Genomic DNA, 22984 nt, shown 5'->3' on the forward strand with positions numbered 1-22984 from the left:
TTATTCAGCTGATTTTGGCATAATTCTTTTATACACCCGCAGGAGCACTTTTAATAGAAAATAGAAAATGATGACATCGAGTATAAAACCAAAAAATAGAAATTCAACACCATAATTTGAATGCAGGACTAGCCAATCAATGGGAAATCCTCGATAATCCGAACCGGCATGTGGGACATAAACCCCTCTCATAAAAGCTGTCCCAATGACGAGAAGAACACTGATGCTTAATAGCCAATTGACTGTTTTTTTGTTGATGTGTTTTTTCTGATTCATACGAATTCCTTTCTGTGTTTTTGTATCGCTTTCTAATACAAAGACTTCTACATATCACTATATAATCAATACAACAATTCTTTTAGTAGACTTTCCGCTTTATGTAATTCATCTAAAAATGGATTTAGATAATCATTATGACTATCCAAGTAAGCCCTAACTCCGCCAATGATAAAGACTTTTTGGAGATCATCATTGGCTTGCATGATTCTTTGGGCATTCTTGTATCTTCTATATATTAATTCAAGTACACCTTGATTGATCTCTTGCGAATATTCTTTTTCTAGGATGTTGATGACCGTTTGGATTTGTTTCGTTAGTTCTTGTTTTTTGTGCATTTTGTTCTCCTATTTACAGCTTTTTGGAACAAAAACAAAGCCGATGCTCGAATCGTTATATTTCGAATATACAAAAGACCCTCTTACAGAGGGCTCTTATTACACCTATTGTTTTTATTCTTCAAGGGATAATTCCCATAACTTTTGACCGTTTGCTAAATACACTGCATTAGGTGGATCATCATAAAGGGATATTTCTACTAAAGACCTTTCTTCTCCTATCAACCAATCATACACTCTGCTTTCTTTATTTGGAGACGATATGATGTTCTCTACTCTAAAAGCAACGGCATAATATTCAACGTAATTGATATCATCATCCTCTAACCCATTATCAGTTTCGTAAAGTGTGTCTGGTTTCCCTATGATCTTTAATCCGTTACCCCACTCTAATATCAGCTCTTCCCCGCCGTAATCATCTAATGTTTTTATTAAAGGGTTATAGTCCATAAGTATCCACCTTTTTAATTTAATTCTAATGGTTTTGAAGGTACGATATGAGCACCATCTTTTGAATAATGTATTGTGCCTCTAGTAGTCTCTATATATTGTTGAGTTTTCATATCATAAGTCTTTCCTATCTTTTGACCAAAATCTATAACTTCTCTCCCATTTTTTAGAAATTCCCCTCTACCAGCGTATTTATCAAGCAATTCTTGTGCCTTTTTATTATCTCCGTAAAAAATGCTTTTCTTTTTTCCGTTTGCTACTTCTTGCTTGTAATTTGGTGTTTCCGGAATATGTTTTTCTTGAGCTCCTGATTTTACTTTTGCAGGGAAACCATTCACTTCACGGTAAGGTCCTTTAGGTACGGATTGTTTACCGTAAGCAGGTGTTTTAACCCTCTTCACATTCTTCCCTTGCTCCAACCTAAAAACATATTTCCCAACCTTCACTATTTTCGTGATTGGGATGATAGAGGCTGCGGATAAAGCTTGGTCTGTGCTGCTGATGTTTCGGCTGGTTTCTGGGTCTTTGCCAGTAACGGCTCGGTAGCCGTCGTAGATGCCGCTGTATTCTAAAATGATGTTTTCGGCGGTTGAAACGACCTCACCGTCTAGTATACGTTTGGCATTTCCGCGGCTCCGGCTTTCTGGGATTTTATCTACTTCTTCTATTCTAACTTCACCGTTTGCGATATACGTTCGAATGATTTGTTTATTGGCGTAAACGGTGTATCTCCCGCCTATAAAATTAATGTCCGACGGATCTGTGACAACTTCATCAGCGATGTCGAATTCTTTTAGCTTTTTGATGCCTTTTACGTTGAATAGTTTACCCTTTATGACCCTAATGTCTCTATGAATCTTGTTTTTCCCGTTCACGGCTTCCCTTTGCAATGGCGTAAGCGATGGATCGTTTACTGTGATTTGTTTACTGATGTTTTTATGGGTGTCATTCCGAACAACCGTCTCCACATTCGCCTGTTGTTTCTCTTTCAGTTTCTTCAGCATGATTATCATTGGATTGTCTTTTAGGTTGTCTATTTTGTCGCTCAATCCACTGATGGTGCTGTTCACTTTTTCTTCTTTTCCATCTTTGAAAATAGATCCTTTTTGATAGCTCGTGATGTCGATTTTTGGGCCGGTGAACATGGTGCTTAGCGTGTTGATGAATTGTTTCATTGTTTGAAGGGAGCTTTTTGTTTCATGTAAAGCACTCGTCTGCTCCCTGTCAAATGCATGAAGCAGACCAATGGTTCTTGACGTCTCAAGCCATGCCTTTTGATAGTTTTGCTGAAAAGCTGATTCATCTACACTTGGCAAGTGAACAATATGACCAACTCTGCCAATGGCGTGGTTCACCTCTGATACGATTTCAGAAATTGTTCGTTCAGCTTTTTTTAAGCCTTGATCAAGTTCGTGTTCAATAAATGCTTGTGATATAAAGCCGTGCTGATTTGATTCAAGGGCATGAAGCGCCTGCTTTGTGTTTTTCAATGCAGCGCTATAATCCTCAATGATGACCTGAAAAAATTGCAGGAAGGGAATATGGCATTCTGTATAAAAGGAGCGGATGGCTTGTCCCGTCTCTCCCTTTAGTGCGCCATCAAGTGAGATGATCTGTTGGATTTGTTTTTCTATGGAGCTAATCTGTTGTGATTGCTGTTTTAATGTATTCAGCGTTTGGTCAATTCCGTTTATTATCGCAAAAGCATCAAGGGTTTTCATTACGTTCTCCTTTATTTTCTTTTACTGCTGGAAGCAAGCGCCTTGTCCGTTTCGATCATGGTGTTCACCGCTCATATTAGATGTTTACTTAACGATACATTCAGGTGAAAATTTCACAAAAACAGAGTTTGTACCATCATGCATCATTCTTTTTAATTCCTTACCTAATGAATAATTAGAATCTGGTTCTGTTTGCAATACACAAACAATATTTCCCCCCTCATCTTGAGTAAGACAGGTTAATTGTAAATATTCATTGTTATCATAAATAAAAGAAACGATGTAATCATAGAAATTACCTTCTAGGTTATCCTTATTTAATTCCTCCTTAAAAACTCTAACTACGGTTCCAGCCCAAATTTGAGTATCATCTTCAACTTCCTGAACAGATATCCAATCATTATTCATCATTCTATTACATCCCTACTTTAATCCTACTTTCACTCCACCATCATGAAATATTTCAATAACATAACCAGAAGATGGTGAAAAAATCCATGTATCAAAACTGACTGCAGTAACATCATCTATAGCTTCAAAAACTTTATCTAAAGTAGATTGAATAATTGGTAACGTCCCTTCATCCCAAATTACATAAACAACATCATTATACTCATCCATTTTTTGATTTAAAAAGGATTGTATCTCATCAAACGTATTCACTTCAGCATAAGAAGATAAATTCTTCCATTCAATTTGCCCCCAATCAGAAAATGGAAATGAACTTTCAAAATGGCTTAATATTTTCTCCCTACTATTATCATATAAAACGTGTACATTCTCACCAAGTGCCTCAATACATTCATCAAATAATCTCATATAAAATCTCCTTATCTATTCAAGTGTTTTAATAAAGATTTAAAAGTACCTTCGTTACCTTCAAATGGTATAGCGATTTTCTTTGCATTAGCTCCTTTACCATTACGAAAATCTTCAATATTTATATGTGGTCCCTTATTAGGATCATAATCTAATCTCCATCTTACTTTTCCGTCAGCAGACTGCCTACCAACAACTTTACCATACCCAGCACTCGACTTAAGCGTACCTGTATATGGTTGTGCATTGGGTCGGGTTATTACAGGAAGAGATCCAATAACAGATGATAAAGTCGCAGGTATGGATCGTTTCTCCTTTATTTTCTTTTACTGCTGGAAGCAAGCGCCTTGTCCGTTTCGATCATGGTGTTCACCGCTTGTTCTGTTTGTACAAGTTGTTTCTGAAGAATGTCTATGTAGGATGTACTTAATTCGTTCAGCTGCTGATTGATTTTTTCTAATGTGTCTGCCGTCAGGAGCTGATTTCTTCCTTTGATGGTTGTTGGAAGTGTTGCATTCATTTGAGCGCCTGATTGTTTTGCATGCTGTAATACTCGTTTGACCTGACTGGCATCTATTTTAATTTCTCTGCTCATGTGACTACCCTCTTTTTTCTTCCAGTTGTTTTTGCTTTTCTTTCTCTATTTTTCTTTCAACCGAATGAATTTCATGTTCTAATGAATGGATCTCTGATTTTAAGTCGCTGATTTTCTCATCAATTCGATTCAATAGATTGGTTAGCTGTACACTTTTTATCTCTTGACTGGCGGATGCCATCTCGTCTCGAATGTCATCAAACGTATCTGCGAGATGGCCAAACCATGTATGTGATGTCAGATCTGGATGAGTCATTTTCTTGTTAGCATCTGCCAGAGCAGACTTTGCTTCTTTGATTTCTTTTCGACACATGTTCAGTTCTATGATTTGTTCTTTTTTTATGGATATGTCTGCCTTTAACGAATACAAGGCTGTTGTATAACCGATGATAGCTCCAGACATCGTCAAACACCTCTATTCCTCAAATAGTCCTCCGTTATGTTACCATTTACTAGCACAAGAGGCATATGATTGAAAACGAATTCAATAAAAAATGAATCGTATGTATTGGGTTTTTATACCTAATTCACATAAAAAAAGCTGAATCCTTCGATAGGATCCAGCTTTTGATGCTTATTTTAAAGTCTCACCGACTGATGCTGAGTCATGATCGTTACATGCAGCGTCTTTCTTCTCAGGGATATAATGGAGTGAAAACCCGACAAGGCTAAAAAAGGCACTTAACACCAGTGTTGGGTTTTTAAATAGGTTCGTACTAGCAATGATCATATCTCCCTTTTGCAAGAGAATTCCTAGTATTTGACCGAATACCAACAACGTTCCTGACGTTAGGAATAGGACAAGCAGCACTTTAAATAAGAATTCCATCAATACTCTCATCTGTTTCTCCTTTCTATACGGGAAGTATCTCCATTCCAATGAGCCAGCCAATGCCAACGATCGGAAGCATATAATAGAGGATCAGTGGGATAAAGGTTTTTTCTGGTCTGGCCCCTGCTAGACCAGAAGCGATAAATATGGACCCTGATGCAGGCGGGGAAGCGCCTTCTGTTGATGAAAAAGCAAGAATGGCAACTACAGCCACAACTGGGTCCACTCCAACTGAGATTAAAGCTGAAAATGAGACAAGCCCAACCGCTGTTAATGTCGCTGTTGAAGATAGAGGGCCTGCCACCAGTGTGACAAGAACACCCACAATGAGCACCATGAGCCATTTCGGAATGGCAAGTACTGATGTGATTTGCGTCAAATCTTCTGCGAGTCCTAATTCAGCAAGCACTTGACTAGCAGCCACTGCAAACAGCATCAAGGCGCCAATCGTTGTGAATTTAGGAATGGCTGATTTGAAAAATTGAGACCAATCTAAAGCAGACGCCTTGCTTCTTCCAATTGTTAAACTAATCAGCATCATGAGAATCGGAATCCATGTAATTAAAGATATTTGATCCATTGCCTCTGGTCCGATGTTTGGGTTACTTTTTAAATAGTTTGCCAGAGGACCAATCGTGACAATGATAGGAATCAAGGCACCGAAAAAAATAAAGATCGACTTCCACCCTTGTTTCACAGCTTCCCAGAAAGGAAGAATATCATCTGGCGGCATGGCCTGGATTTTATTCTTTTTCACCAGAAGATACACCAAAATAAATCGGTATACGACTTGATACAGTCCTCCTATTAGAAGGGCAATATATAAATCTCCCTCAGATACAAGGGCGGCAACTGGTGCAAACCCAAGCATGATAAACATGGAAGAGTTCGGAGGCAGTGCCGCTCCAAGTCCGCCATTCCCTGCTAGAATCGTGGCCGTATGGGTCCGGCTCCACCCGGATTTAATCATCCAAGAGGCCGTGATAGAGCCAGTCGCAGCTGTGTTTGCAGAATTTGAACCTGAAAGAGCGCCTAAGACTGCTGAACCTAACGTACTCATATAAGCCGCTCCACCAGGAAGTTTGCCTACAACCGAATTTAGGATTCGTAAGAGTGCATGAATTAATTCCAACTTTTCGATTAAATAGGCCATGAATACAAATGCGACAGCTGCATAAAGCACCTCATATGTGGATGCAAATATTAAACCATCCCAGAAAAGTCTTAACGCATCCAATCCGCCAAATAATGTGGTTGCAATAAAGCCTAATAGCATGGCTTCTCCCATATTCCGCTTCACGACGACATTCCATATAATGATGACAGCTATGAATACAATCAACGCAATAAAACCCATATCGTTTCTTCGCCTCCCCTTTATTAAATAAAACGCTTACAATTCATTCCCCTGGCTGCATCACGTCAATGACTTCTTCCCAGCTAGCAGGTTTTACCCCGTCAAATCGTTCAGCAAAGTGAAAGTCTGCTAATTTCTCAAGCTTCTTTTGTGCTGCCCGAGACATACTGGCATCAATCTCTGCTTCATCTAGCATTTCAATAGAGCCAAGAAGCTCTACTGCCCGTCTTTTTGCATGCAATGCACTCCCTGTCACAAGACGATTCATGGTCTCTTCAAAACTTTTACTATCGATTGTATCGCTTAGTGAAGAAATCACTTGATGTTCCACATTATATTTTTTAGAAATTTCCAAAAATTCAATCAAGAGACCGACAATCCCCTTCATATAAATGCTTCTGATTAGCTTTAGTGCCGAAGCATCTCCTGGCTGGTCACTAATTTTTGTGATATTCATGCCATAAGCATTCATGACTTTCATGAATTGGTCAATTCCACTGCCGCTTGCCGTGATCGGAACCTTGTGTTTGTTGACTGGAAGAGACCCTAGCATGGCGGCATCGACAAATAGCGCTTCTTGCTTTTCAATTTCGTTTGCTACTTGTTTTTTGATGTCTGGTGTTGATGCCGATACATCTACATATAATTGATTCTTTTTCAAATTTTCCAATACAGATTGTGCCACTTCTAAGGTTTTATTCGCTGGTACAGCTGCAATCACAAGATCAGATTTCTCAATGAGTTCGCTAATACTGCTCGTTAATTGAACGCCTGTTTGCGATGCTTTTTCTTTCAACGAGCCAGCTAATTTCTCATTTTGTAATAGGACATCATACGCATAAAATTGATTTAATCCTTCTGTTTTCAATCCCGTTGACAGCTCATATGCCGCTTCACCATATCCGATAAAGCCTATTTTCATCACCGATTCCCCTATTCCTGAAATTTTTTCATTCTGCCTTCCAGCCATGCCGGTGCTAAGAGACTGATGTCTTGCTTTCCTTCGTCCACATACTGTTGAATCGTTTTTAATCTCTGATGTTCATACGCTTGTTTCTCTTCCGCTAGCGTCAGCAGGTGTTCCGCCTTTTCCTTTGGAACGATGACGACTCCATCATCGTCAGCAATGACTAAATCACCTGGGGCTACTTTGACACCGCCGCACGAGATGGTTTGATTCAATTCCCCAGGACCATCTTTATAAGGTCCGTTTGGCATAAATCCCTTACTGTAGATTGGCAAAGCCAGCTCCTCTAAAGCAAGTTTGTCGCGAACGAGCCCGTCAATCACGATTCCTTCTATTCCTACAGCCTTTGCTGAATGTGCCATCAATTCCCCTAAATAGGCATGACCCTTATGGTCTTTCCCGTCAACAATCAGTACATCTCCTTCTTTAGCAGAGTAGATCGCTTGATGAAGAAATAAATTATCCCCTGGCCGTAAGCTAACAGTAAAAGCTGTGCCGACTACATTCATGCCTTTCGCAACTGGTTTGATTTGATGATCCATCGCGCCAGTGCACCCCATTACGTCTGACAGCAAGGTCGAGTTAAGCTTTTTTGCCCTAGCGATAAGATCATTTGACACGAAATGAACAGTACTCATTGTTTCCATCATCCCCTTTGAGTTATATTCATTACACTTATTTTTATTAAAGTAATATTTATTACTTTTGTGATATGATCATACCACCTCGTTTTCAATTAGTAAAGCGCTTTCAAAAAATAAAAAATGAGTTCCACACGACTAATGTGTTGTGTGGTAACTCATTTTCGTTAACATATGATTGATTTGATCTAAACGTGGTTTTGTTCTTTCAGGATCATTCATCGCTAAGGCACTTAAAATGTAATCGACGATAAAGATAGCAGATACGACAGAGTTATGAGAGCCGACACTTGCTGAGGAACATGGTAATACATATTGTGCATATTTGGTTAGTGGAGAGCTGTAACTGTCTGTGATTAAAAGCACTTCCACCCCATAAGACTTCGCTGCTTCCATCAAATCTTTCATACGCTTTGCATAGCGCGGATAGCTGACAGCTATAATGAAATCACCCGAGTTGAAATGAACCAAATCATCCACCCAGTCACTTTGATCTGCATCAATGTATTGGCAATTCCCCAATAACCGATTGATTCCGAGTGACAGATACTCACCAACAGGTCTTCCACTTCGAACACTTGTACACAAAACGTGGCGTGCGCTGGCTATTTTCCCAACAATCTGCTGAAAGGTTTCTTCCGTGATATTGTCTAGTGCGTACTGGATATTTTGAAATTGAAGTTCTACATGGTCATGCAGGAGCTTATTCTTATTTGAATGCTTGAGATTCGCTTCCAGTCTCGTTTGAGGGTCGGCTTTATGCTTCATAGCTGATTGAAGCTCTTTTTGGAACTCAGAAAAACCGGAATACCCCACAGCAGCAGAGAATCGCATGATCGTCGCTGTACTCGTCCCGACTTTTGACGCCAATTTATCGACAGTTAAAAAAGCGACTTCCATTGGATTTTGTACGATATAATCTGCAATTCTCCTCTGCGCATCGGTTAAAAATGCGACCTTATGCTGAAGTTTATATATTAAATCCTCCATTATAGCACCTGCCTATCCTATCGGCTTTATCTACGATTCGTGTTTTCTTTTCACTCTTTATTGTACACATTTGGACAAAATAAAAAAACAGCCAGCACGAATCTATCGTACTGACTGCTCTAGTCGAGATGCTATTTTATAGTGCTTGAGCTGCTGTAATAAGCGCAAGATTGTAAACGTCTTCAGCATTACAGCCTCTTGAAAGATCGTTTACTGGCTGATTTAGACCTTGCAGGATTGGACCTACAGCTTCAAAGTTACCTAAGCGCTGGGCAATTTTGTAGCCAATGTTTCCTGCTTCAAGGCTAGGGAAAACAAATACGCTAGCATCGCCTTTGATGACGGAATCTGGTGCTTTTTTCGCTGCCACTGAAGGAACGAAAGCTGCATCGAATTGGAACTCTCCATCAAGAACAAGCTCAGGTGCTTTTTCTTTTGCAATGCGAACCGCTTCAGATACTTTGTCTGTTTCGTCTGATTTTGCTGAACCTTTTGTAGAGAAGCTAAGCATTGCTACACGTGGTTCGATGTCAAACATTTTTGCTGTGTTTGCACTTTCGATCGCAATTTCAGCAAGATCTTGGCTGTCTGGTGCAATGTTGATCGCACAATCAGCAAACACATATTGCTCTTCGCCGCGAGCCATAATGAAGACGCCAGAAGTTTTCTTTACGCCTTCTTTTGTTTTAATGATTTGAAGTGCTGGGCGCACTGTGTCAGCAGTTGAGTGTGCTGCTCCGCTTACAAGGCCGTCTGCAAGACCTTTATACACAAGCATTGTACCGAAGTAGTTTTCATCCAGTAATGCTTTTCTCGCTTGCTCTTCTGTCGCTTTGCCTTTACGTCTTTCGACGAAAGCTTGTACAAGATCTTCAAAACCTTCATATGTATGAGGATCATACACGTCAACACCATCAAGTGTAAGACCTAATTCTTTTGCTTTTGCTTCTACTTCTTCTTTCTTACCTACAACAATTGGCTGCAATACTTTGCCATCTGCTAGTTTTTGAACGGCTGTTAGAATGCGTTCGTCCATTCCCTCAGGAAAAACGATCTTAACTCCTTTACCTGCAACCTTTTCCTGAACTGTTGAAAAAATATCTGCCACTTCAATACCCTCCTTGATTTTACAAAAAAAGCGTTCTCTTTTAAGCATACTCTTCTTCTAAATAAATTCAAACTACCAACTTACATTATAGCGCTTACAATTTAAATTCTTATTTTTCAAACTAATTAAATCAATTTCTAGAAAAGCGTTTTCGTCGTTCAAGTTTTGATCACATCTTCATTTGGACAAACTATGTTATAGTTGGAACAGATGGAAAACTGTAAATAGGAGTGAAAGAAATGAGCGAACAACATACAACAAATGAAGCAGCTCAAACACTAGATGGCTGGTATGCACTGCATGATTTTAGAACGATCGACTGGACAGCTTGGAAGCTGCTGACAAGCGATGAGCGTCAAGCTATCATTCATGAGTTCACAGGTCTATTAGAAAAATGGAAAATAGCTGAGCACAATCAGGCTGGAAGCCAAACAATCTATAGTATTGTCGGCCAAAAAGCAGATATTATGCTCATGATTTTACGTCCGACCATGGAAGAACTGGGTGAAATTGAACTTGAATTTAACAAGACACGACTAGCAGAGTTTACGATTCCAGCTTATTCTTACGTGTCAGTTGTTGAACTCAGCAACTACTTGGCAGGAGGCGGAGATGGCGGAGACCCTTACGAGAACCCGCATGTACGTGCGCGCCTCTATCCTGAGCTTCCTTCTTCTCAATATGTCTGTTTCTATCCAATGGATAAAAGACGTTCTGGCAATGACAACTGGTACATGCTTTCAATGGATGAACGCAAATCCCTTATGAGAAGCCATGGCTTAATTGGCAGAAGCTATGCTGGGAAAGTAAAACAGATCATTACAGGTTCTGTTGGCTTTGATGATTATGAGTGGGGCGTCACTCTTTTCTCTGATGATGTGCTTCAATTTAAAAAATTGGTTTACGAAATGCGATTTGATGAAGTGAGTGCACGTTACGGCGAATTTGGTTCCTTCTTTGTTGGAAACCGATTAGCAAACGAGCAGCTAGCGTCTTATTTCCATGTATGATAAACTCTTAAGGCTTCGGATCTCTCCGAAGCCTTTTTATGTATTTGTTTAGAAAGGTGATCTCATCATGAAAAACTTCCCCATCGCTATTTTTGCGTTAACGCTCGGTGCGTTTTCGATTGGCATGACTGAATTTGTGATCATGGGAATTTTGCCAAATGTCGCAAATGATCTTCATGTATCTATTTCTGCTTCAGGTCAGCTGATTACCGGATATGCACTCGGTGTCGCAGTTGGCGGCCCTATTTTAACGTTATCAACTGGAAAAATGTCGAGAAAACGTCTCCTCATTCTATTAATGATTCTTTTCGTAGCAGGAAATGCTGTAGCCGCTGTATCGACTTCTTATGGTCTCTTGATGGCTGCACGTATTTTAACGTCATTTGCCCATGGTACCTTCTTTGGTGTCGGCGCCATTATGGCTGCACGGCTTGTTCCTAAGGAGCGAAGCGCAAGTGCGATCAGCTTCATGTTTACAGGACTGACAGTAGCCAATGTACTGGGTGTGCCATTTGGCACCTTTATCGGAAATCAATTCGGCTGGCGCATGTCATTTCTCGTTATTGCTGTCATTGGTCTCATTTCCTTAATCGGTATTATCAGTTTAGTACCAAATCAATCGAAAGAAGAAGTATTAGATATTCGAAATGAAATATCGGTGTTGAAAAAGCCGCAGGTCCTCGTCTCCTTTGCGATGACGATATTCGGTTTTGCGGGTGTGTTTACCGCCTTTACGTATATCAGCCCGATCCTGCTGCAAGTGACTGGCTTTCAGGAAAACGGGGTCACCCTCATTCTTGTCCTCTTTGGGCTTGGGGTCACCATTGGGAATTTAGTCGGTGGAAAACTTGCGGACTGGAAGCTGATGCCGAGTATTATCGTCACATTGATCTTGCTGATGGCTGTCCTGTTGTTATTCACATATACATCTGCCTTTAAAGTGCCTGCCGTGCTGACGATTTTTGTTTGGGGAATCATTTCATTTATTCTCGTTCCTACCTTGCAATACCGCACGATGAACATGGCACATGAAGCCCCGACACTCGCATCAACGCTCAGTCATTCTGCCTTTAATATTGGAAATGCCGGCGGTGCAGCGCTTGGCGGTCTTGCTATCGAAATCACACATTTACAGCTTGTCCCGCTCTTTGCGGCAGGTGTAACATTCATTGGATTGATCATTACGATCATGAGCTATCAGTCAGATAAACGAATCAAAAGGACCTGAGGGCAGGTCCTTTTTCTATTTCACCACGGTCATTTCTGGCTCTTCTATTTGTTTCACACGTTCCTGTACCGGATGGGTAAAGGAATGCTCTGATAAAACAATATGAGAGACCGTTTTTGTAAAACCAGACACATCTTGAATAAACGCTTCAATTTCTTCAAGAGAACAAACAGACAGCTTAATGAAAAAACAGGACTGTCCTGCCACTCGATAAGCAAAGAACGCACGTGGATGCTGGTTCATAAATGTCACAAAACGCTGATACTCCCCATTTAATACGGTGACTTCCAGTAAACAGTCTATCATCAGACCGAGCTTTTTATAATTGACTTGAACAGAATACCCTTCGATAATCCCTGCATCCTCTAGTTTTCGCACTCTTTCTGCTACCGCAGGCGCCGATAAATTCACTCGTTTGGACAATTCCCTCATTGATAAGCGGGCATCTTCTCTCAATTCGTTTAAAATATGCACATCCACATCGGTGATTTTCATTCGTTACGCTCCTATCCCAAAATCGTTCCATTTGAAAAGTATTTTATGATGATACTTATGATACGAAATGTAAAATAAAACTAAATAATGGTAGAATTTATTTTAACGGAATTGAATGAAAAAGCAAGTATGGAGGGATCACTTGATGAAAGAATCTTTAGACAGCCAGGCTTCTAAAACATTTCCCATCACACTTGCCATTGCACTCACACTTGGCGTTTTTGCGGCGGGATCGGAGGAACTGGTGATTTCACCACTGCTGCCTGATTTATCAAACTCCTTTCAGCACTCTCTTGATGTTCTCGCTCTTTCCATCAGCATTTATGGGTTAGCTGTGTTGGTTGGAGCTCCGCTGCTCGTTCCTTTAGGGGACCGATATTCAAGAGAGCTGTGTTTGATGATTGGGCTGTCTTTCTTTTTGATTGGAACAGTGATGTGTGCTGCTGCCCCAAATTTGGCCGTGTTTTTTGCAGGTCGTGCTATTTCTGGGCTGGCAACTGGTGTATTTGTGCCAACAGCCTATGCTCTTGTGGGCGACCGGGTTCCATACGAATATCGCGGCAAAGTGATGGGACTTATTGTTTCGAGCTGGTCTCTTTCTCTTGTCCTTGGTGTGCCCATTGGCGCCTTTATCGGCCAGAGTTTAAACTGGCGCTGGACGTTTTGGATTTTCGCTATGATGAGTCTCATTGTCCTGCTGCTCGTCATCCTTGAATCAAGAAAACAAGTCAGAGCAGCTGATCCGAAGGCACCTCAAGCTAGTGAGAAAACAGGCGCTTTATGGGGAGCTTTGAAAATCGATCGTGTGCCTGCCTATTTGACTGTGACGTTTTGCAATATGCTTGGATTTTACGGCATGTACTCGTTTTTAGGTGCTTATCTGCAAAGTCTGTTTGATGGCGGACAATCAACAGCTGGACTTCTTATTATGGCTTATGGCGTCGGCTTTTCTATGAGTATGTTTACTGGAAAATTAGCAGACTGGTTCGGTAAAACCCGTTCCCTTGTCCTCGTGCTGGGTGGAATTGCGCTTGTTCTAGCCTTGCTTCCTTATGCGCCATTCTCGTGGATGTTGCTGATTTTCGCCCTATTTATTTGGGGTGCTATGCAAAGCTTATCTGTCACGCTTCTAAGCACCGTTCTAAGCGACTGCTCTCAAACCCATCGCGGGAAAGTGATGGCTTTTTACAGCCTAGCCTCCAACCTTGCTGTTATGCTCGGTTCCGCACTGATGGGACCCGTTTATGTCCATTTCGGATATCATACGGTAGGTCTTGTCTGTGCATTGATCACACTTGTTGGTTTTATCATCAGCTTCGGCAGCTATAAACGAGAACGTGCCTTACAGAAAAAACAGCCAACTACTCTTGAAACGTAAGCACATTTCACTGCACATCTCGATATGTGCAGTTTTTTAGATCAATTTTTAATATCATCATATATTACATTTTTTATAAAATTTGTTGACAATTACCAATTTTAAATTTTATAATCTAGTAAAATTTTGAAAAAGATTGGATGGTAAACATGATCCTAAAGAATGATGATGTGTTTCATTTCAAAGAAGAGCCAAGCCCTTCACCTAAGATGTTTACAGTCAACACTCTAGGCCCTAAGGGGACAAGCAGTGAATACGCAGCAAAACATTTCATCTCTCAATCCACCACTACACTCGGTACTCATACGAAACTATCCCTTTATGACACATTCGAAACTTGCATTGAACATACTCTCTCTCAACCACTTCAATTTACTCTCGTCCCACACGCATATGAAGGCATCAAACACTTCTACATGAGACCAGATCTACAGCTTTTACAAATTTTCAGATGTGACACGCCCATGTATGGTTTGGCTGTCAGACCTGATTTCCCATTCAATGAACAAATGCTCCACCATTTAAAAATTGTCTCACATCCTGCACCTGTCAATTTAATTCAATATTTCATTCACCAAAATGCTGAATTTGAACTTGTTAATTCTACAAGTACTGCCGCGCAGAAAGTAAGAGACGGCGAATTTGATTTTGCTTTAACGAATGAGGTGGCAAGAGCCACATATGGCCTCATCTTCATTCGAACGTTTAAAAGTATACCCATGAGTTGGTCCATATTCGGAAAAGGAGAGATGTAAGATGCAAACTGAACAAAAGACGCAAGAACGATATTTTCCTCAAGCGAAAAAATTAGAATGGGATAATGGCGTTATCCAATATTCCACTGTAAGAGGCGGTACGGAAGTGTTAATTTCATACGTCCCTCCCCGCACGATCATTGAACCTCACGAACACCCCGAAGCACAAATCGGTATTGTGTTAAAGGGCGAGCTTCAAATGACTGTCGGCCAATCGACTCAACTGCTCACCCCATTAGAATCAGCCTATATCGCACCACCGTTTGTCCCTCACGGCGCTTCAAATCTGACAGATGAAGAAGTGATCGCCATTGATATTAAGAGATTAAAGGATGACGAAGATTATACAGCTCCCCCCACTTATTTCTTAGACATTTTCAAAACACGGGATTTACTCCCTGGCATGGAAGTGACTTTTTTTGTGGAGGATTGGATGGAGCTGATGATTGCCAATATTCCTGGAAACGGCGGAGAAATGCCTTTTCATAAACATAGAAATGAACAAATCGGCATTTGCATCAGCGGAGGGTATGATATGACGATCGAAGGCTTTACAGAAAAGATGGAATTTGGCACCACCTATTTCTGTGATCCAAGGGAAGATCATGGGGCCATCAATCCAAAGCCAGAAGCATCAAAGTCTATTAATCTCTTCTTCCCTCCTCGCTATAATCGCTTAAAACCAAAGGCATCTAAGGTGAAGAAATGAAGCTGGATGGAAAAGTTGTCCTCATTACAGGGGGTGCGTCGGGGATTGGGCTTGCTGCTGTCAAGCTCTTCCTCGAGCATGGAGCAAAAGTAGCTGTCGCTGACATCAATGAAAGCAGCGGCAACCAACTAATTGAATCATTGCCGCATGAGCACCTTGCATTTTTTAAAACAGATATTACGAAGGAGTCTGACTGTCACCAAACCGTTCAGAGCGTGCTGAGCCGATTCGGTGCCATTGATGTCCTCATTAACAATGCAGGCATCGAAATTGTCTCACCTATTCATGAGATGGCACTGGAGGATTGGCATCGTATTCTTCAGGTCAACCTGACCGGCGTCTTTCTCATGAGTAAGCATACTTTGCCGCATATGCTTGAAAAGAAGAGTGGAAGTATTATCAATACCGGATCTGTCGGAGGTCTTGTGGGCTGGCCTGACATTCCGGCATACAATGCAACAAAAGGCGGTGTCATTCAGCTCACCAAATCAATGGCCATTGACTATGCCGCTCATCAAATCAGGGTGAATTGTATTGCCCCTGGCATCATTGATACACCATTAAACGAGAAGTCCTTTTTAGACAACCACACAGAAAGTCTCGAGATCGTCAAAAAGGAAAAGGCAAAGGTGAACCCTATGCTGCGGCTTGGAAAACCTGAAGAAATTGCTGGCGTGATGCTCTTTCTCGCCTCTGATCTATCCAGCTATATGACTGGAAGTGTCGTCACAGCAGACGGAGGTTACACCGCTAGATAAAAAGGAGTGCTTTCATTGAGTAAAAAAACTGTACTTGTCATTGCTGATCTAGGTGGGTGCCCGCCCCATATGTTTTATGAAAGCGTGGCGGCATCGTATCATATCGTTTCTTATATCCCGAGACCCTTTGCGATTACAAAGGGACATGCCGAGCTAATCGAAAAATACTCCATTGCGGTCATCAAAGACCGTGATTATTTTGATACACACCCTTCTTTTGAACACCCTGATTCTATTTACTGGGCACATGATGATTATCCAAAATCAGAAGAAGAAGTTGTGGAAGACTTCATTCGAGTGGCTTCCTTTTTCAAAGCAGATGCAATCACCACCAATAATGAATTATTCATTGCACCGATGGCAAAGGCCGCTGAACGTCTTGGGCTGCGAGGTGCCGGTGTCAAGGCAGCCGAAATGGCGCGTGATAAAAGCCAAATGAGGGCTGCATTCAACGCCTCTGGCGTCAAAGCGGTGAAAACTCAGCCTGTCACGACTTTATCTGATTTCCAAAAAGCCGTTGAGTTTATCGGAACACCGCTCATTTTAAAGCCTACATATTTAGCCAGTTCTATTGGCGTCACCTTGTTTCATGACAAGGCTGGAAGTGATGATCTGTTTTTACAAGTACAATCGTATTTGGAAACCATACCAGTCCCAGACGCTGTCACGTATGAAGCACCGTTTGTCGCTGAAACGTATTTAGAGGGTGCTTACGAAGATTGGTATGAAGATGAAGGATATGCTGATTATGTCAGTGTAGAAGGGCTGGTCGTAGAGGGCGAATATCTCCCTTTTGTCATACATGATAAAACCCCTCAAATCGGTTTTACAGAAACGGCTCATATCACTCCGACGATCTTAGACAATGAAGCAAAGCAAATCATCATTGAAGCAGCAAGAAAGGCAAATGAAGGACTAGGTCTTGAACATTGTGCAACCCATACAGAAATCAAACTCATGAAAAATCGAGAAACTGGACTGATCGAATCAGCGGCTCGATTCGCTGGCTGGAATATGATCCCGAATATTAAAAAGGTCTTTGGCGTCGATATGGCCAAGCTATTGATTGATGTATTAGTTGATGGTAAAAAGGCTGTACTGCCAAAACAGCTGTTTTCTGGACATACATTTTATGTAGCGGACTGCCACCTGTACCCCCAGCATTTTAAAGAGAGTGGGCATATCCCACCTGAAGCCACACATATCACCATTGATCATGTGTCTATTCCAGAGGAGGCATTCGTTGGAGATACTGCGATTGTCAGTCAATCATTCCCTGCCAAAGGGACTATGGTGGATCTTGCTTTATTTGAAGCTTTTAATGGAATCGTATCTCTTGAATTAAAAGGATCATCCTCACAAGACGTTGCCGCGTCCATCCGCAACATTCAGAAACAGGCAACGATTCAGTTAATGGATGAATTAGTGAAGGGATAGAAAGAGAGGCTGCTGTGGTGAAAATGTTAGCATCTAAAATGATTGAACGGCTGCCTGAACAAAAATTCGGCACCGTCTTTGAAAAAATTGCTCAAAAGACAAAAAACGGAGCAAACATCATGAATCTAGGTCAGGGAAACCCTGATCTACCAACTCCTCCCCATATCGTGAGTGCCCTAAAGGAGTCAGCGGGTGTTTTGCCATTTCAACAATATGCCCCTTTTAGAGGCTTTGACTTTTTCAAACAAGCCATTGCAGATTTTTATAGATCGGAATTCGGTGCTGAGATTGATCCGCAGAAGGAAATTGCTCTTTTCACTGGCGGAAAAACGGGACTGTATGTCATGAGTCAGTGTCTTCTTGATCCAGGAGATATTGCACTCGTTCCCGATCCAGGATACCCTGAATATCATTCAGGCATTTTGATGGCGGACGCCAAGCCATACAGTATCAAACTTGAAGAGAAAAATGGTTATTTACCAGATCTCTCCTCAATTGATCGTGATGTAGTCAAAAAAGCAAAAGTACTGTTCTTGAATTATCCAAATAACCCCACGGGTGCTGTCGCAAATGAGGCATTCTTTGAAGAGGCTGCTACCTTTGCGGCCGCTCACGAACTGTATGTTATTCATGATTTCGCCTATGGTTCATTTCATTACGAACAAACACCCGTGAGCTTCATGAATACTCCTCTCGGGAAAAGTGTAGGCGTCGAATTATATTCTCTATCAAAGACTTTTAATATGGCAGGATGGAGAGTCGCTTTTGCTGTTGGAAATGAGGAGATCATTCATGCCATCAATACCTTCCAAGACCACGTGTTTGTCAGTATGTATGGCGGATTTCAACATGCAGCGACTGCTGCCTTGCAAAGTGATGACTGTCATATTCAATCATTAAGAGCGATATACCTTGAACGAATCAATTTCTTCATCCGGCAAGCGGCGAGAAAGCTTGGCTGGACAATCAAACGTCCACCCGGCGCCTTTTATTTATGGGCTCCGATTCCTGATGACTTTGAACATTCTCATGCCTTTGCTGACTATTTACTCGAACATGCCGATGTTGTCGTCACGCCTGGAGGAGTATTTGGAGCCAATGGGAGCCGTCATGTACGCATTTCAATGGTTGCCCCGATTGAAGAGCTTGCTCTCTTTATCGACCGTCTGTCCATCCTCCCCATTCGATTTCATCAAAAAACCCGCCTATAGCGGGTTTTTTTCAGTTTATATACTTTTCATCGTTCCACCGTCTACGGAGATTTGTTGGCCTGTGATATAAGAAGCTTCCTCTGATGCCATAAAAGCTGCCAATGACGCCATCTCACTCGCTGAGCCTACTCTTTGCATTGGGATACCTGATGCGACAGCTTGTACAGCCTGCTCTCGTGACACTCCCTGCTTCGTCATCATATTGCCGATAAATTGTTCATACCGATCGGTTGCAATAAAACCAGGATTTAAACAATTCACCGTAATACTAGACGACGCAAGCTGTGTGGCTGCATTTTTACTGGCATTAATAATCGCTGCATTCATCATACTATTCGTAAACATTTGTTCACCAGGTTCCTTCCACAGGTTCCCGACAATTTGAATGATCCGTCCATATTCATGTCTTTTCATCAATGCTACTGCACGCTTCATTGTATCTACGTAGGCGATGGCTTTTTGGGAGAAAGCAGCCAGCATCTGGTCAGTTTCACATGAATCAAATGTATCTGGTTTTCCTCCTGGAATGTTATTGATCAGCACATCGAGTCTGCCAAACTCCTTTTCTATTTCTTCAAAGGCTTCCGACCTCACCGCTTCAACCGACATATCTCCACAGAATAGAGACAGCGGTTCCTTTGTTTCTGTCATATCTTGAATGTGCTGTTTCGTCTGTTCAAGTGAGGCTATATTTCTAGAGTTGATGATCACCTTCATATCGCTCTGGGCGGCAAGTTTTATTGCGATTGCCTTTCCAATGCCTGTACTTGCCCCTGTGACAAATGCAATTCTTTTAGACAAACTCATCCACATCCCTTTTCATCAATATACATAAAATGACACATACAGAATGTATTTCAACAAAAAAAGACCTTTCTCCTGCGAAAGGCCTCTCTTCTCTATTTAAATGTCGTTTCCCAATTAAATCCGATCGCCTCATCATTCCACGCAATTCTCTTCTCATCTGGGTTTTTTGGATCGTACGATTCTGTTGTAAAATACACAATCTGCAGCGGCGTCTCTCCTAATACGCGGTAGCCATGGGCAACTCCCTTTGGGATGAGGAGCAGCATCGGATTATCTTCTCCCATATAATACACATCGGTTTGACCCTTTGTCGGGGAATCCTCTCTCAAATCGTATAAAACGACCTGTGCATGACCTGCTGGGAAAAACCAAACATCGTCTTGTTTTTCATGATAATGAAAGGCTTTGATCACTCCTGGGAAACTTTTCGACCACGACGCCTGCCCAAATCGCTTCAGCATCGGTTCGTCATCTCGAATAAGCTCTGCGAAAAAGCCGCGATCATCACAATGTTTCATGAGTTTTTTCGTTTGAACACCATCAATCATGCTGCTCGAATCTCCCTTCTTTCTGCAAGTATTCGTGAAGTGCATCCTTCCAATGTCTTGGCTTCCAGCCTGTCGCTTCAATCGCTTGCAGGTCTAAAACAGAGTAGGCGGGCCGAGGTGTTTGGAAACCATACTCTTCAGTGGAAATGGGCTCAATTGTCGTAGACAGACCGCTTGCTGCCACAATTTCTGTCGCAAAGTCAAACCATGAACAGCTTGCTCGGTTACTGACATGATAAATACCTGCTTTCTGGTCAAACAAGTGAATCAAAGCTTCTGCGGCATCCTTTGTATAAGTAGGAGACCCTAACTGATCATTGACGATGCGCAAATGATCCTTCGTTTCAGCCAGCCGAAGAATGGTATTCACAAAGTTATGTCCCTCATGTCCATAAAGCCACGATGTCCGAATGATCTTCACTTCATCTGACACAAGATGAATCAATTCTTCTCCAAGTTTTTTACTTTTCCCATAAATGGTTTGCGGATCTGCTTGTGCATCAACTTGGTAAGGGGTATCCGCTTGCCCATCAAACACATAATCTGTGCTGACATGTAATACATCAGCCCCTACGTTCTTAGCCTCAAGCGCTGTATAGTAGGCGCCAATCCCATTCACAAGATAGGCTTTTTCCGTTTCTGTTTCGCATTGATCCACAGACGTATAAGCAGCCGCACTGACAACAATATCCGGACGGAAATGTCTCATTGCATGTCTGACTGCCTGTTGATCTGTGATATTCAGCATACTCCTTGTTAAAGCAATGACTGTGATGTCTTTTTCTTTCAGCTGTTTCGTCAATTCTTTCCCTAATTGGCCGCCTGCACCGGTGATTAAAACTTTCATCGGTCACCCTTCTTCACTTTGATCATATTTTGCACGATACCAATCGATCGTTTTTTCGATACCTTTTTCGAATGAAGTTGCCTGCACCCAGCCAAGCTCTTCTTTTAGCTTACTGGCATCAATGGCATACCGCCTGTCATGCCCTTTCCGGTCTTGAATAAACGCGATTTGGTCATGAGAGATGCCTAGATGTGTGAGAATGGTTTTGGTTAAATCAAGATTTGTTTTCTCGTTGCCGCCGCCAATATTGTACACCTGACCGGCTGTTCCGTTTTCTACTACTTGTTTTACGGCTCTCGCATGATCCTCTACATACAGCCAATCGCGGATCTGCTGGCCGTCTCCGTATATCGGAATCTTTTCACCATTGACCGCTTTTCTAATAATGGTTGGGATTAATTTTTCTTCATGCTGATAAGGTCCGTAGTTGTTGCTGCATCTTGTGATCATGGCGGGTAGTTGGTGGGTGTGGATATAAGATTTCACAAGCAGGTCTGAACTTGCCTTGCTTGCTGAATAAGGATTATTCGGTGAGAGTGGTGTTTGTTCTGTGAAAGCAGGATCATCCGGCTCCAAATCTCCATATACTTCATCTGTCGAAATATGAATAAGTTTTTTCGCCTTTCCCTTTAAAACAGCTTCAAGCATACGATAGGTACCAAGGACATTTGTTTGGATAAAGGGTTCTGCTGACTCAATACTGCGATCGACATGTGATTCTGCTGCGAAATGAATGATGGCATCATAGGCTTCATCAAATACTTGATCCAGTTCGTCTTGCAGCGTAATATCTCCCTGAACAAAACGGAAATGAGGCAGCTTTGATAAATATTCCATCTCCTCTGGATGACTGGCATATGTTAATTTATCAAATACGGTAAGCCGGACATCGGACTCTTGAAGCAGCAGCTTCACAAAATTCAGTCCAATAAACCCTGCTCCACCTGTAATTAAATAAGACTTCGTCATTCGTATCCCTCTTTTTCCTTCATCGTTTCAAACATTTTTGTAGATGCTTCGTGGAGAGATTCATGTGTTCCTGCATCAATCCACCACCCTTTTAACATATCATAGGTCAGCTGGCTATTTGAGATGTAGAGATTATTCACATCAGTAATCTCTAGTTCACCTCGATCTGACGGCGAGATTTCCTCGATATATTGAAAGACGTCTTGATCATAAAAATAGATGCCCGTGACGCAGTAAGATGACCTCGGGTGCTCTGGCTTTTCTTCTATTGATAAAATTCGGTGATGAGCAGTATCAATTTCTGCAATGCCAAACCGTTTTGGATCTGCCACCTCTTTCAATAAAACCTTGGCTCCGCTTTCTTGCTGCCGAAAGGCGTCGACAAAAGGGCGTAATGAATCTTCAAAAACATTATCACCAAGCATCAGCACAAATTTTTCCCCTTGAGCAAAGGGCTTTGCATAGGATAAACCATCGGAAATACCAGACGCTTCTGGCTGTACTTGATACACAATGTTCATCCCAAGTTCACGATCATCTTCCAGTAACTTTTGAAACAACGGAATTTGTTCTTCCTGTGAAATCAGCATCACATCTACAATTCCTGCTTCTTTCAGTTTGAATAATGACCAATAAATCATCGGGTATGGACCAACCGGCAGCAAGTGTTTGTTGAAAATCTTCGTTAATGGTGCCAGCCGTGATCCTTTTCCTCCTGCTAAAATAACTCCCTTCACA

Annotated in this window: 28 protein-coding genes and 1 pseudogene; 8 read left to right on the plus strand and 21 right to left on the minus strand. The window is 41.6% G+C overall.

Features of this window, described 5'->3' with window-relative positions; genetic code table 11:
• The 15 genes and pseudogenes from NSQ52_RS17820 to pta all read right to left on the minus strand — a co-directional run bounded on the left by NSQ52_RS17820 (position 1) and on the right by pta (position 10094).
• Positions 1–276 carry a hypothetical protein gene (locus tag NSQ52_RS17820; protein WP_008343569.1) on the minus strand — a complete coding sequence of 92 codons (276 nt, stop codon included), beginning with the start codon at positions 274–276 and terminating at the stop codon, positions 1–3.
• Positions 277–341: 65 nt separating this feature from the next.
• Complete coding sequence (locus NSQ52_RS17825) at positions 342–614, minus strand: hypothetical protein (protein ID WP_017368246.1); 273 nt, start codon at positions 612–614, stop codon at positions 342–344.
• A 114-nt stretch (positions 615–728) separates the two neighbouring features.
• Positions 729–1064, minus strand: a complete 336-nt coding sequence (locus NSQ52_RS17830) for a hypothetical protein (protein ID WP_024719455.1) — start codon at positions 1062–1064, stop codon at positions 729–731.
• 14 nt (positions 1065–1078) lie between these two features.
• Positions 1079–2785, minus strand: coding sequence for a T7SS effector LXG polymorphic toxin (locus tag NSQ52_RS17835; protein WP_342473681.1), 1707 nt, complete (start codon positions 2783–2785; stop codon positions 1079–1081).
• A gap of 84 nt (positions 2786–2869) precedes the next feature.
• On the minus strand, positions 2870–3196 hold the full coding sequence (locus NSQ52_RS17840; protein WP_342473682.1) for a hypothetical protein: 327 nt from the start codon (positions 3194–3196) through the stop codon (positions 2870–2872).
• Positions 3197–3208: 12 nt separating this feature from the next.
• The gene (locus tag NSQ52_RS17845) at positions 3209–3604 is read right to left on the minus strand and encodes a hypothetical protein (protein ID WP_342473683.1); all 396 of its coding nucleotides are present in this window, start codon (positions 3602–3604) and stop codon (positions 3209–3211) included.
• Positions 3605–3615: 11 nt separating this feature from the next.
• Positions 3616–3852 (minus strand): annotated as a pseudogene (locus NSQ52_RS17850) (T7SS effector LXG polymorphic toxin); the annotation flags it as partial.
• 68 nt (positions 3853–3920) lie between these two features.
• Entirely contained in the window at positions 3921–4199 is a 279-nt protein-coding gene (locus tag NSQ52_RS17855) for a YwqI/YxiC family protein (RefSeq protein WP_008343583.1), read from the minus strand.
• A 4-nt stretch (positions 4200–4203) separates the two neighbouring features.
• Entirely contained in the window at positions 4204–4602 is a 399-nt protein-coding gene (locus NSQ52_RS17860) for a DUF5082 family protein (protein ID WP_041507929.1), read from the minus strand.
• Between the two features lie 171 nt (positions 4603–4773).
• Complete coding sequence (locus NSQ52_RS17865; protein WP_327878511.1) at positions 4774–5040, minus strand: hypothetical protein; 267 nt, start codon at positions 5038–5040, stop codon at positions 4774–4776.
• Between the two features lie 13 nt (positions 5041–5053).
• Positions 5054–6388 carry a TRAP transporter large permease subunit gene (locus NSQ52_RS17870; RefSeq protein WP_135009571.1) on the minus strand — a complete coding sequence of 445 codons (1335 nt, stop codon included), beginning with the start codon at positions 6386–6388 and terminating at the stop codon, positions 5054–5056.
• Positions 6389–6431: 43 nt separating this feature from the next.
• On the minus strand, positions 6432–7310 hold the full coding sequence (locus NSQ52_RS17875; RefSeq protein WP_342473686.1) for a prephenate dehydrogenase/arogenate dehydrogenase family protein: 879 nt from the start codon (positions 7308–7310) through the stop codon (positions 6432–6434).
• A gap of 11 nt (positions 7311–7321) precedes the next feature.
• On the minus strand, positions 7322–7993 hold the full coding sequence (locus tag NSQ52_RS17880; protein ID WP_146270936.1) for an RraA family protein: 672 nt from the start codon (positions 7991–7993) through the stop codon (positions 7322–7324).
• 141 nt (positions 7994–8134) lie between these two features.
• Entirely contained in the window at positions 8135–8986 is an 852-nt protein-coding gene (locus NSQ52_RS17885) for a MurR/RpiR family transcriptional regulator (protein WP_041507933.1), read from the minus strand.
• A gap of 136 nt (positions 8987–9122) precedes the next feature.
• Positions 9123–10094 carry a phosphate acetyltransferase gene (gene pta / locus NSQ52_RS17890; protein ID WP_008343597.1) on the minus strand — a complete coding sequence of 324 codons (972 nt, stop codon included), beginning with the start codon at positions 10092–10094 and terminating at the stop codon, positions 9123–9125.
• A 239-nt stretch (positions 10095–10333) separates the two neighbouring features.
• On the opposite strand from pta, the gene hemQ reads away from it, so the two are divergent.
• Positions 10334–11104 (plus strand): hydrogen peroxide-dependent heme synthase, encoded by a 771-nt coding sequence (hemQ, locus tag NSQ52_RS17895; protein WP_342473689.1) that lies wholly within the window; start codon positions 10334–10336, stop codon positions 11102–11104.
• Positions 11105–11171: 67 nt separating this feature from the next.
• Complete coding sequence (locus NSQ52_RS17900) at positions 11172–12332, plus strand: MFS transporter (RefSeq protein WP_342473690.1); 1161 nt, start codon at positions 11172–11174, stop codon at positions 12330–12332.
• Between the two features lie 15 nt (positions 12333–12347).
• On the opposite strand, the gene NSQ52_RS17905 is transcribed toward NSQ52_RS17900, so the two are convergent.
• A complete protein-coding gene (locus tag NSQ52_RS17905; RefSeq protein WP_342473691.1) occupies positions 12348–12827 on the minus strand; it encodes an Lrp/AsnC family transcriptional regulator in 480 nt (159 codons plus the stop codon).
• Positions 12828–12972: 145 nt separating this feature from the next.
• Here NSQ52_RS17905 and NSQ52_RS17910 point away from each other — a divergent pair, with 145 nt between their 5' ends.
• The 6 genes from NSQ52_RS17910 (at position 12973) to NSQ52_RS17935 (ending at position 19075) form a co-directional block, all read left to right on the plus strand.
• The gene (locus tag NSQ52_RS17910) at positions 12973–14205 is read left to right on the plus strand and encodes an MFS transporter (RefSeq protein WP_251210548.1); all 1233 of its coding nucleotides are present in this window, start codon (positions 12973–12975) and stop codon (positions 14203–14205) included.
• A gap of 149 nt (positions 14206–14354) precedes the next feature.
• A complete protein-coding gene (locus NSQ52_RS17915) occupies positions 14355–14960 on the plus strand; it encodes a bacilysin biosynthesis protein BacA (protein WP_047945786.1) in 606 nt (201 codons plus the stop codon).
• Position 14961: 1 nt separating this feature from the next.
• Positions 14962–15669 (plus strand): cupin domain-containing protein, encoded by a 708-nt coding sequence (locus NSQ52_RS17920; RefSeq protein ID WP_173408379.1) that lies wholly within the window; start codon positions 14962–14964, stop codon positions 15667–15669.
• Positions 15666–16427 carry an SDR family NAD(P)-dependent oxidoreductase gene (locus NSQ52_RS17925; RefSeq protein ID WP_008343608.1) on the plus strand — a complete coding sequence of 254 codons (762 nt, stop codon included), beginning with the start codon at positions 15666–15668 and terminating at the stop codon, positions 16425–16427. The genes NSQ52_RS17920 and NSQ52_RS17925 overlap by 4 nt, the downstream gene beginning before the upstream one ends.
• A gap of 15 nt (positions 16428–16442) precedes the next feature.
• Positions 16443–17864 (plus strand): ATP-grasp domain-containing protein, encoded by a 1422-nt coding sequence (locus NSQ52_RS17930; protein WP_274660493.1) that lies wholly within the window; start codon positions 16443–16445, stop codon positions 17862–17864.
• Between the two features lie 14 nt (positions 17865–17878).
• Entirely contained in the window at positions 17879–19075 is a 1197-nt protein-coding gene (locus tag NSQ52_RS17935) for an aminotransferase class I/II-fold pyridoxal phosphate-dependent enzyme (protein WP_274660492.1), read from the plus strand.
• 15 nt (positions 19076–19090) lie between these two features.
• Here NSQ52_RS17935 and NSQ52_RS17940 read toward each other — a convergent pair whose 3' ends face one another.
• From NSQ52_RS17940 to NSQ52_RS17960, 5 genes are all read right to left on the minus strand, one after another.
• Complete coding sequence (locus NSQ52_RS17940) at positions 19091–19882, minus strand: SDR family oxidoreductase (protein ID WP_342473694.1); 792 nt, start codon at positions 19880–19882, stop codon at positions 19091–19093.
• A 92-nt stretch (positions 19883–19974) separates the two neighbouring features.
• Complete coding sequence (locus NSQ52_RS17945; RefSeq protein WP_008343612.1) at positions 19975–20430, minus strand: dTDP-4-dehydrorhamnose 3,5-epimerase family protein; 456 nt, start codon at positions 20428–20430, stop codon at positions 19975–19977.
• Positions 20423–21277 carry a dTDP-4-dehydrorhamnose reductase gene (gene rfbD / locus NSQ52_RS17950; protein WP_039165197.1) on the minus strand — a complete coding sequence of 285 codons (855 nt, stop codon included), beginning with the start codon at positions 21275–21277 and terminating at the stop codon, positions 20423–20425. The genes NSQ52_RS17945 and rfbD overlap by 8 nt, the downstream gene beginning before the upstream one ends.
• A 3-nt stretch (positions 21278–21280) precedes the next feature.
• Positions 21281–22246, minus strand: a complete 966-nt coding sequence (gene rfbB, locus NSQ52_RS17955; RefSeq protein ID WP_024719470.1) for a dTDP-glucose 4,6-dehydratase — start codon at positions 22244–22246, stop codon at positions 21281–21283.
• Positions 22243–22983, minus strand: a complete 741-nt coding sequence (locus tag NSQ52_RS17960) for a sugar phosphate nucleotidyltransferase (protein WP_041507940.1) — start codon at positions 22981–22983, stop codon at positions 22243–22245. The genes rfbB and NSQ52_RS17960 overlap by 4 nt, the downstream gene beginning before the upstream one ends.
• Position 22984: the final 1 nt, after the last annotated feature.

The organism is Bacillus sp. FSL W8-1141 (assembly GCF_038593205.1).
Lineage (GTDB): Bacteria > Bacillota > Bacilli > Bacillales > Bacillaceae > Bacillus > Bacillus altitudinis.

Bases quoted from the DNA above. Each gene is read 5' to 3' on its own strand.
- NSQ52_RS17845 (WP_342473683.1), bottom strand. From the start codon at position 3,604: ATGAGATTATTTGATGAATGTATTGAGGCACTTGGTGAGAATGTACAC.
- NSQ52_RS17840 (WP_342473682.1), bottom strand. From the start codon at position 3,196: ATGATGAATAATGATTGGATATCTGTTCAGGAAGTTGAAGATGATACT.
- NSQ52_RS17855 (WP_008343583.1), bottom strand. From the start codon at position 4,199: ATGAGCAGAGAAATTAAAATAGATGCCAGTCAGGTCAAACGAGTATTA.
- NSQ52_RS17865 (WP_327878511.1), bottom strand. From the start codon at position 5,040: ATGAGAGTATTGATGGAATTCTTATTTAAAGTGCTGCTTGTCCTATTC.
- NSQ52_RS17925 (WP_008343608.1), top strand. From the start codon at position 15,666: ATGAAGCTGGATGGAAAAGTTGTCCTCATTACAGGGGGTGCGTCGGGG.
- rfbD (WP_039165197.1), bottom strand. From the start codon at position 21,277: ATGAAAGTTTTAATCACCGGTGCAGGCGGCCAATTAGGGAAAGAATTG.
- NSQ52_RS17915 (WP_047945786.1), top strand. From the start codon at position 14,355: ATGATCCTAAAGAATGATGATGTGTTTCATTTCAAAGAAGAGCCAAGC.
- NSQ52_RS17920 (WP_173408379.1), top strand. From the start codon at position 14,962: ATGCAAACTGAACAAAAGACGCAAGAACGATATTTTCCTCAAGCGAAA.
- NSQ52_RS17875 (WP_342473686.1), bottom strand. From the start codon at position 7,310: ATGAAAATAGGCTTTATCGGATATGGTGAAGCGGCATATGAGCTGTCA.
- NSQ52_RS17910 (WP_251210548.1), top strand. From the start codon at position 12,973: ATGAAAGAATCTTTAGACAGCCAGGCTTCTAAAACATTTCCCATCACA.
- NSQ52_RS17860 (WP_041507929.1), bottom strand. From the start codon at position 4,602: ATGTCTGGAGCTATCATCGGTTATACAACAGCCTTGTATTCGTTAAAG.
- NSQ52_RS17830 (WP_024719455.1), bottom strand. From the start codon at position 1,064: ATGGACTATAACCCTTTAATAAAAACATTAGATGATTACGGCGGGGAA.
- rfbB (WP_024719470.1), bottom strand. From the start codon at position 22,246: ATGACGAAGTCTTATTTAATTACAGGTGGAGCAGGGTTTATTGGACTG.
- hemQ (WP_342473689.1), top strand. From the start codon at position 10,334: ATGAGCGAACAACATACAACAAATGAAGCAGCTCAAACACTAGATGGC.
- NSQ52_RS17885 (WP_041507933.1), bottom strand. From the start codon at position 8,986: ATGGAGGATTTAATATATAAACTTCAGCATAAGGTCGCATTTTTAACC.
- NSQ52_RS17825 (WP_017368246.1), bottom strand. From the start codon at position 614: ATGCACAAAAAACAAGAACTAACGAAACAAATCCAAACGGTCATCAAC.
- NSQ52_RS17940 (WP_342473694.1), bottom strand. From the start codon at position 19,882: ATGAGTTTGTCTAAAAGAATTGCATTTGTCACAGGGGCAAGTACAGGC.
- NSQ52_RS17820 (WP_008343569.1), bottom strand. From the start codon at position 276: ATGAATCAGAAAAAACACATCAACAAAAAAACAGTCAATTGGCTATTA.
- NSQ52_RS17835 (WP_342473681.1), bottom strand. From the start codon at position 2,785: ATGAAAACCCTTGATGCTTTTGCGATAATAAACGGAATTGACCAAACG.
- NSQ52_RS17870 (WP_135009571.1), bottom strand. From the start codon at position 6,388: ATGGGTTTTATTGCGTTGATTGTATTCATAGCTGTCATCATTATATGG.
- NSQ52_RS17905 (WP_342473691.1), bottom strand. From the start codon at position 12,827: ATGAAAATCACCGATGTGGATGTGCATATTTTAAACGAATTGAGAGAA.
- NSQ52_RS17880 (WP_146270936.1), bottom strand. From the start codon at position 7,993: ATGAGTACTGTTCATTTCGTGTCAAATGATCTTATCGCTAGGGCAAAA.
- NSQ52_RS17900 (WP_342473690.1), top strand. From the start codon at position 11,172: ATGAAAAACTTCCCCATCGCTATTTTTGCGTTAACGCTCGGTGCGTTT.
- NSQ52_RS17945 (WP_008343612.1), bottom strand. From the start codon at position 20,430: ATGATTGATGGTGTTCAAACGAAAAAACTCATGAAACATTGTGATGAT.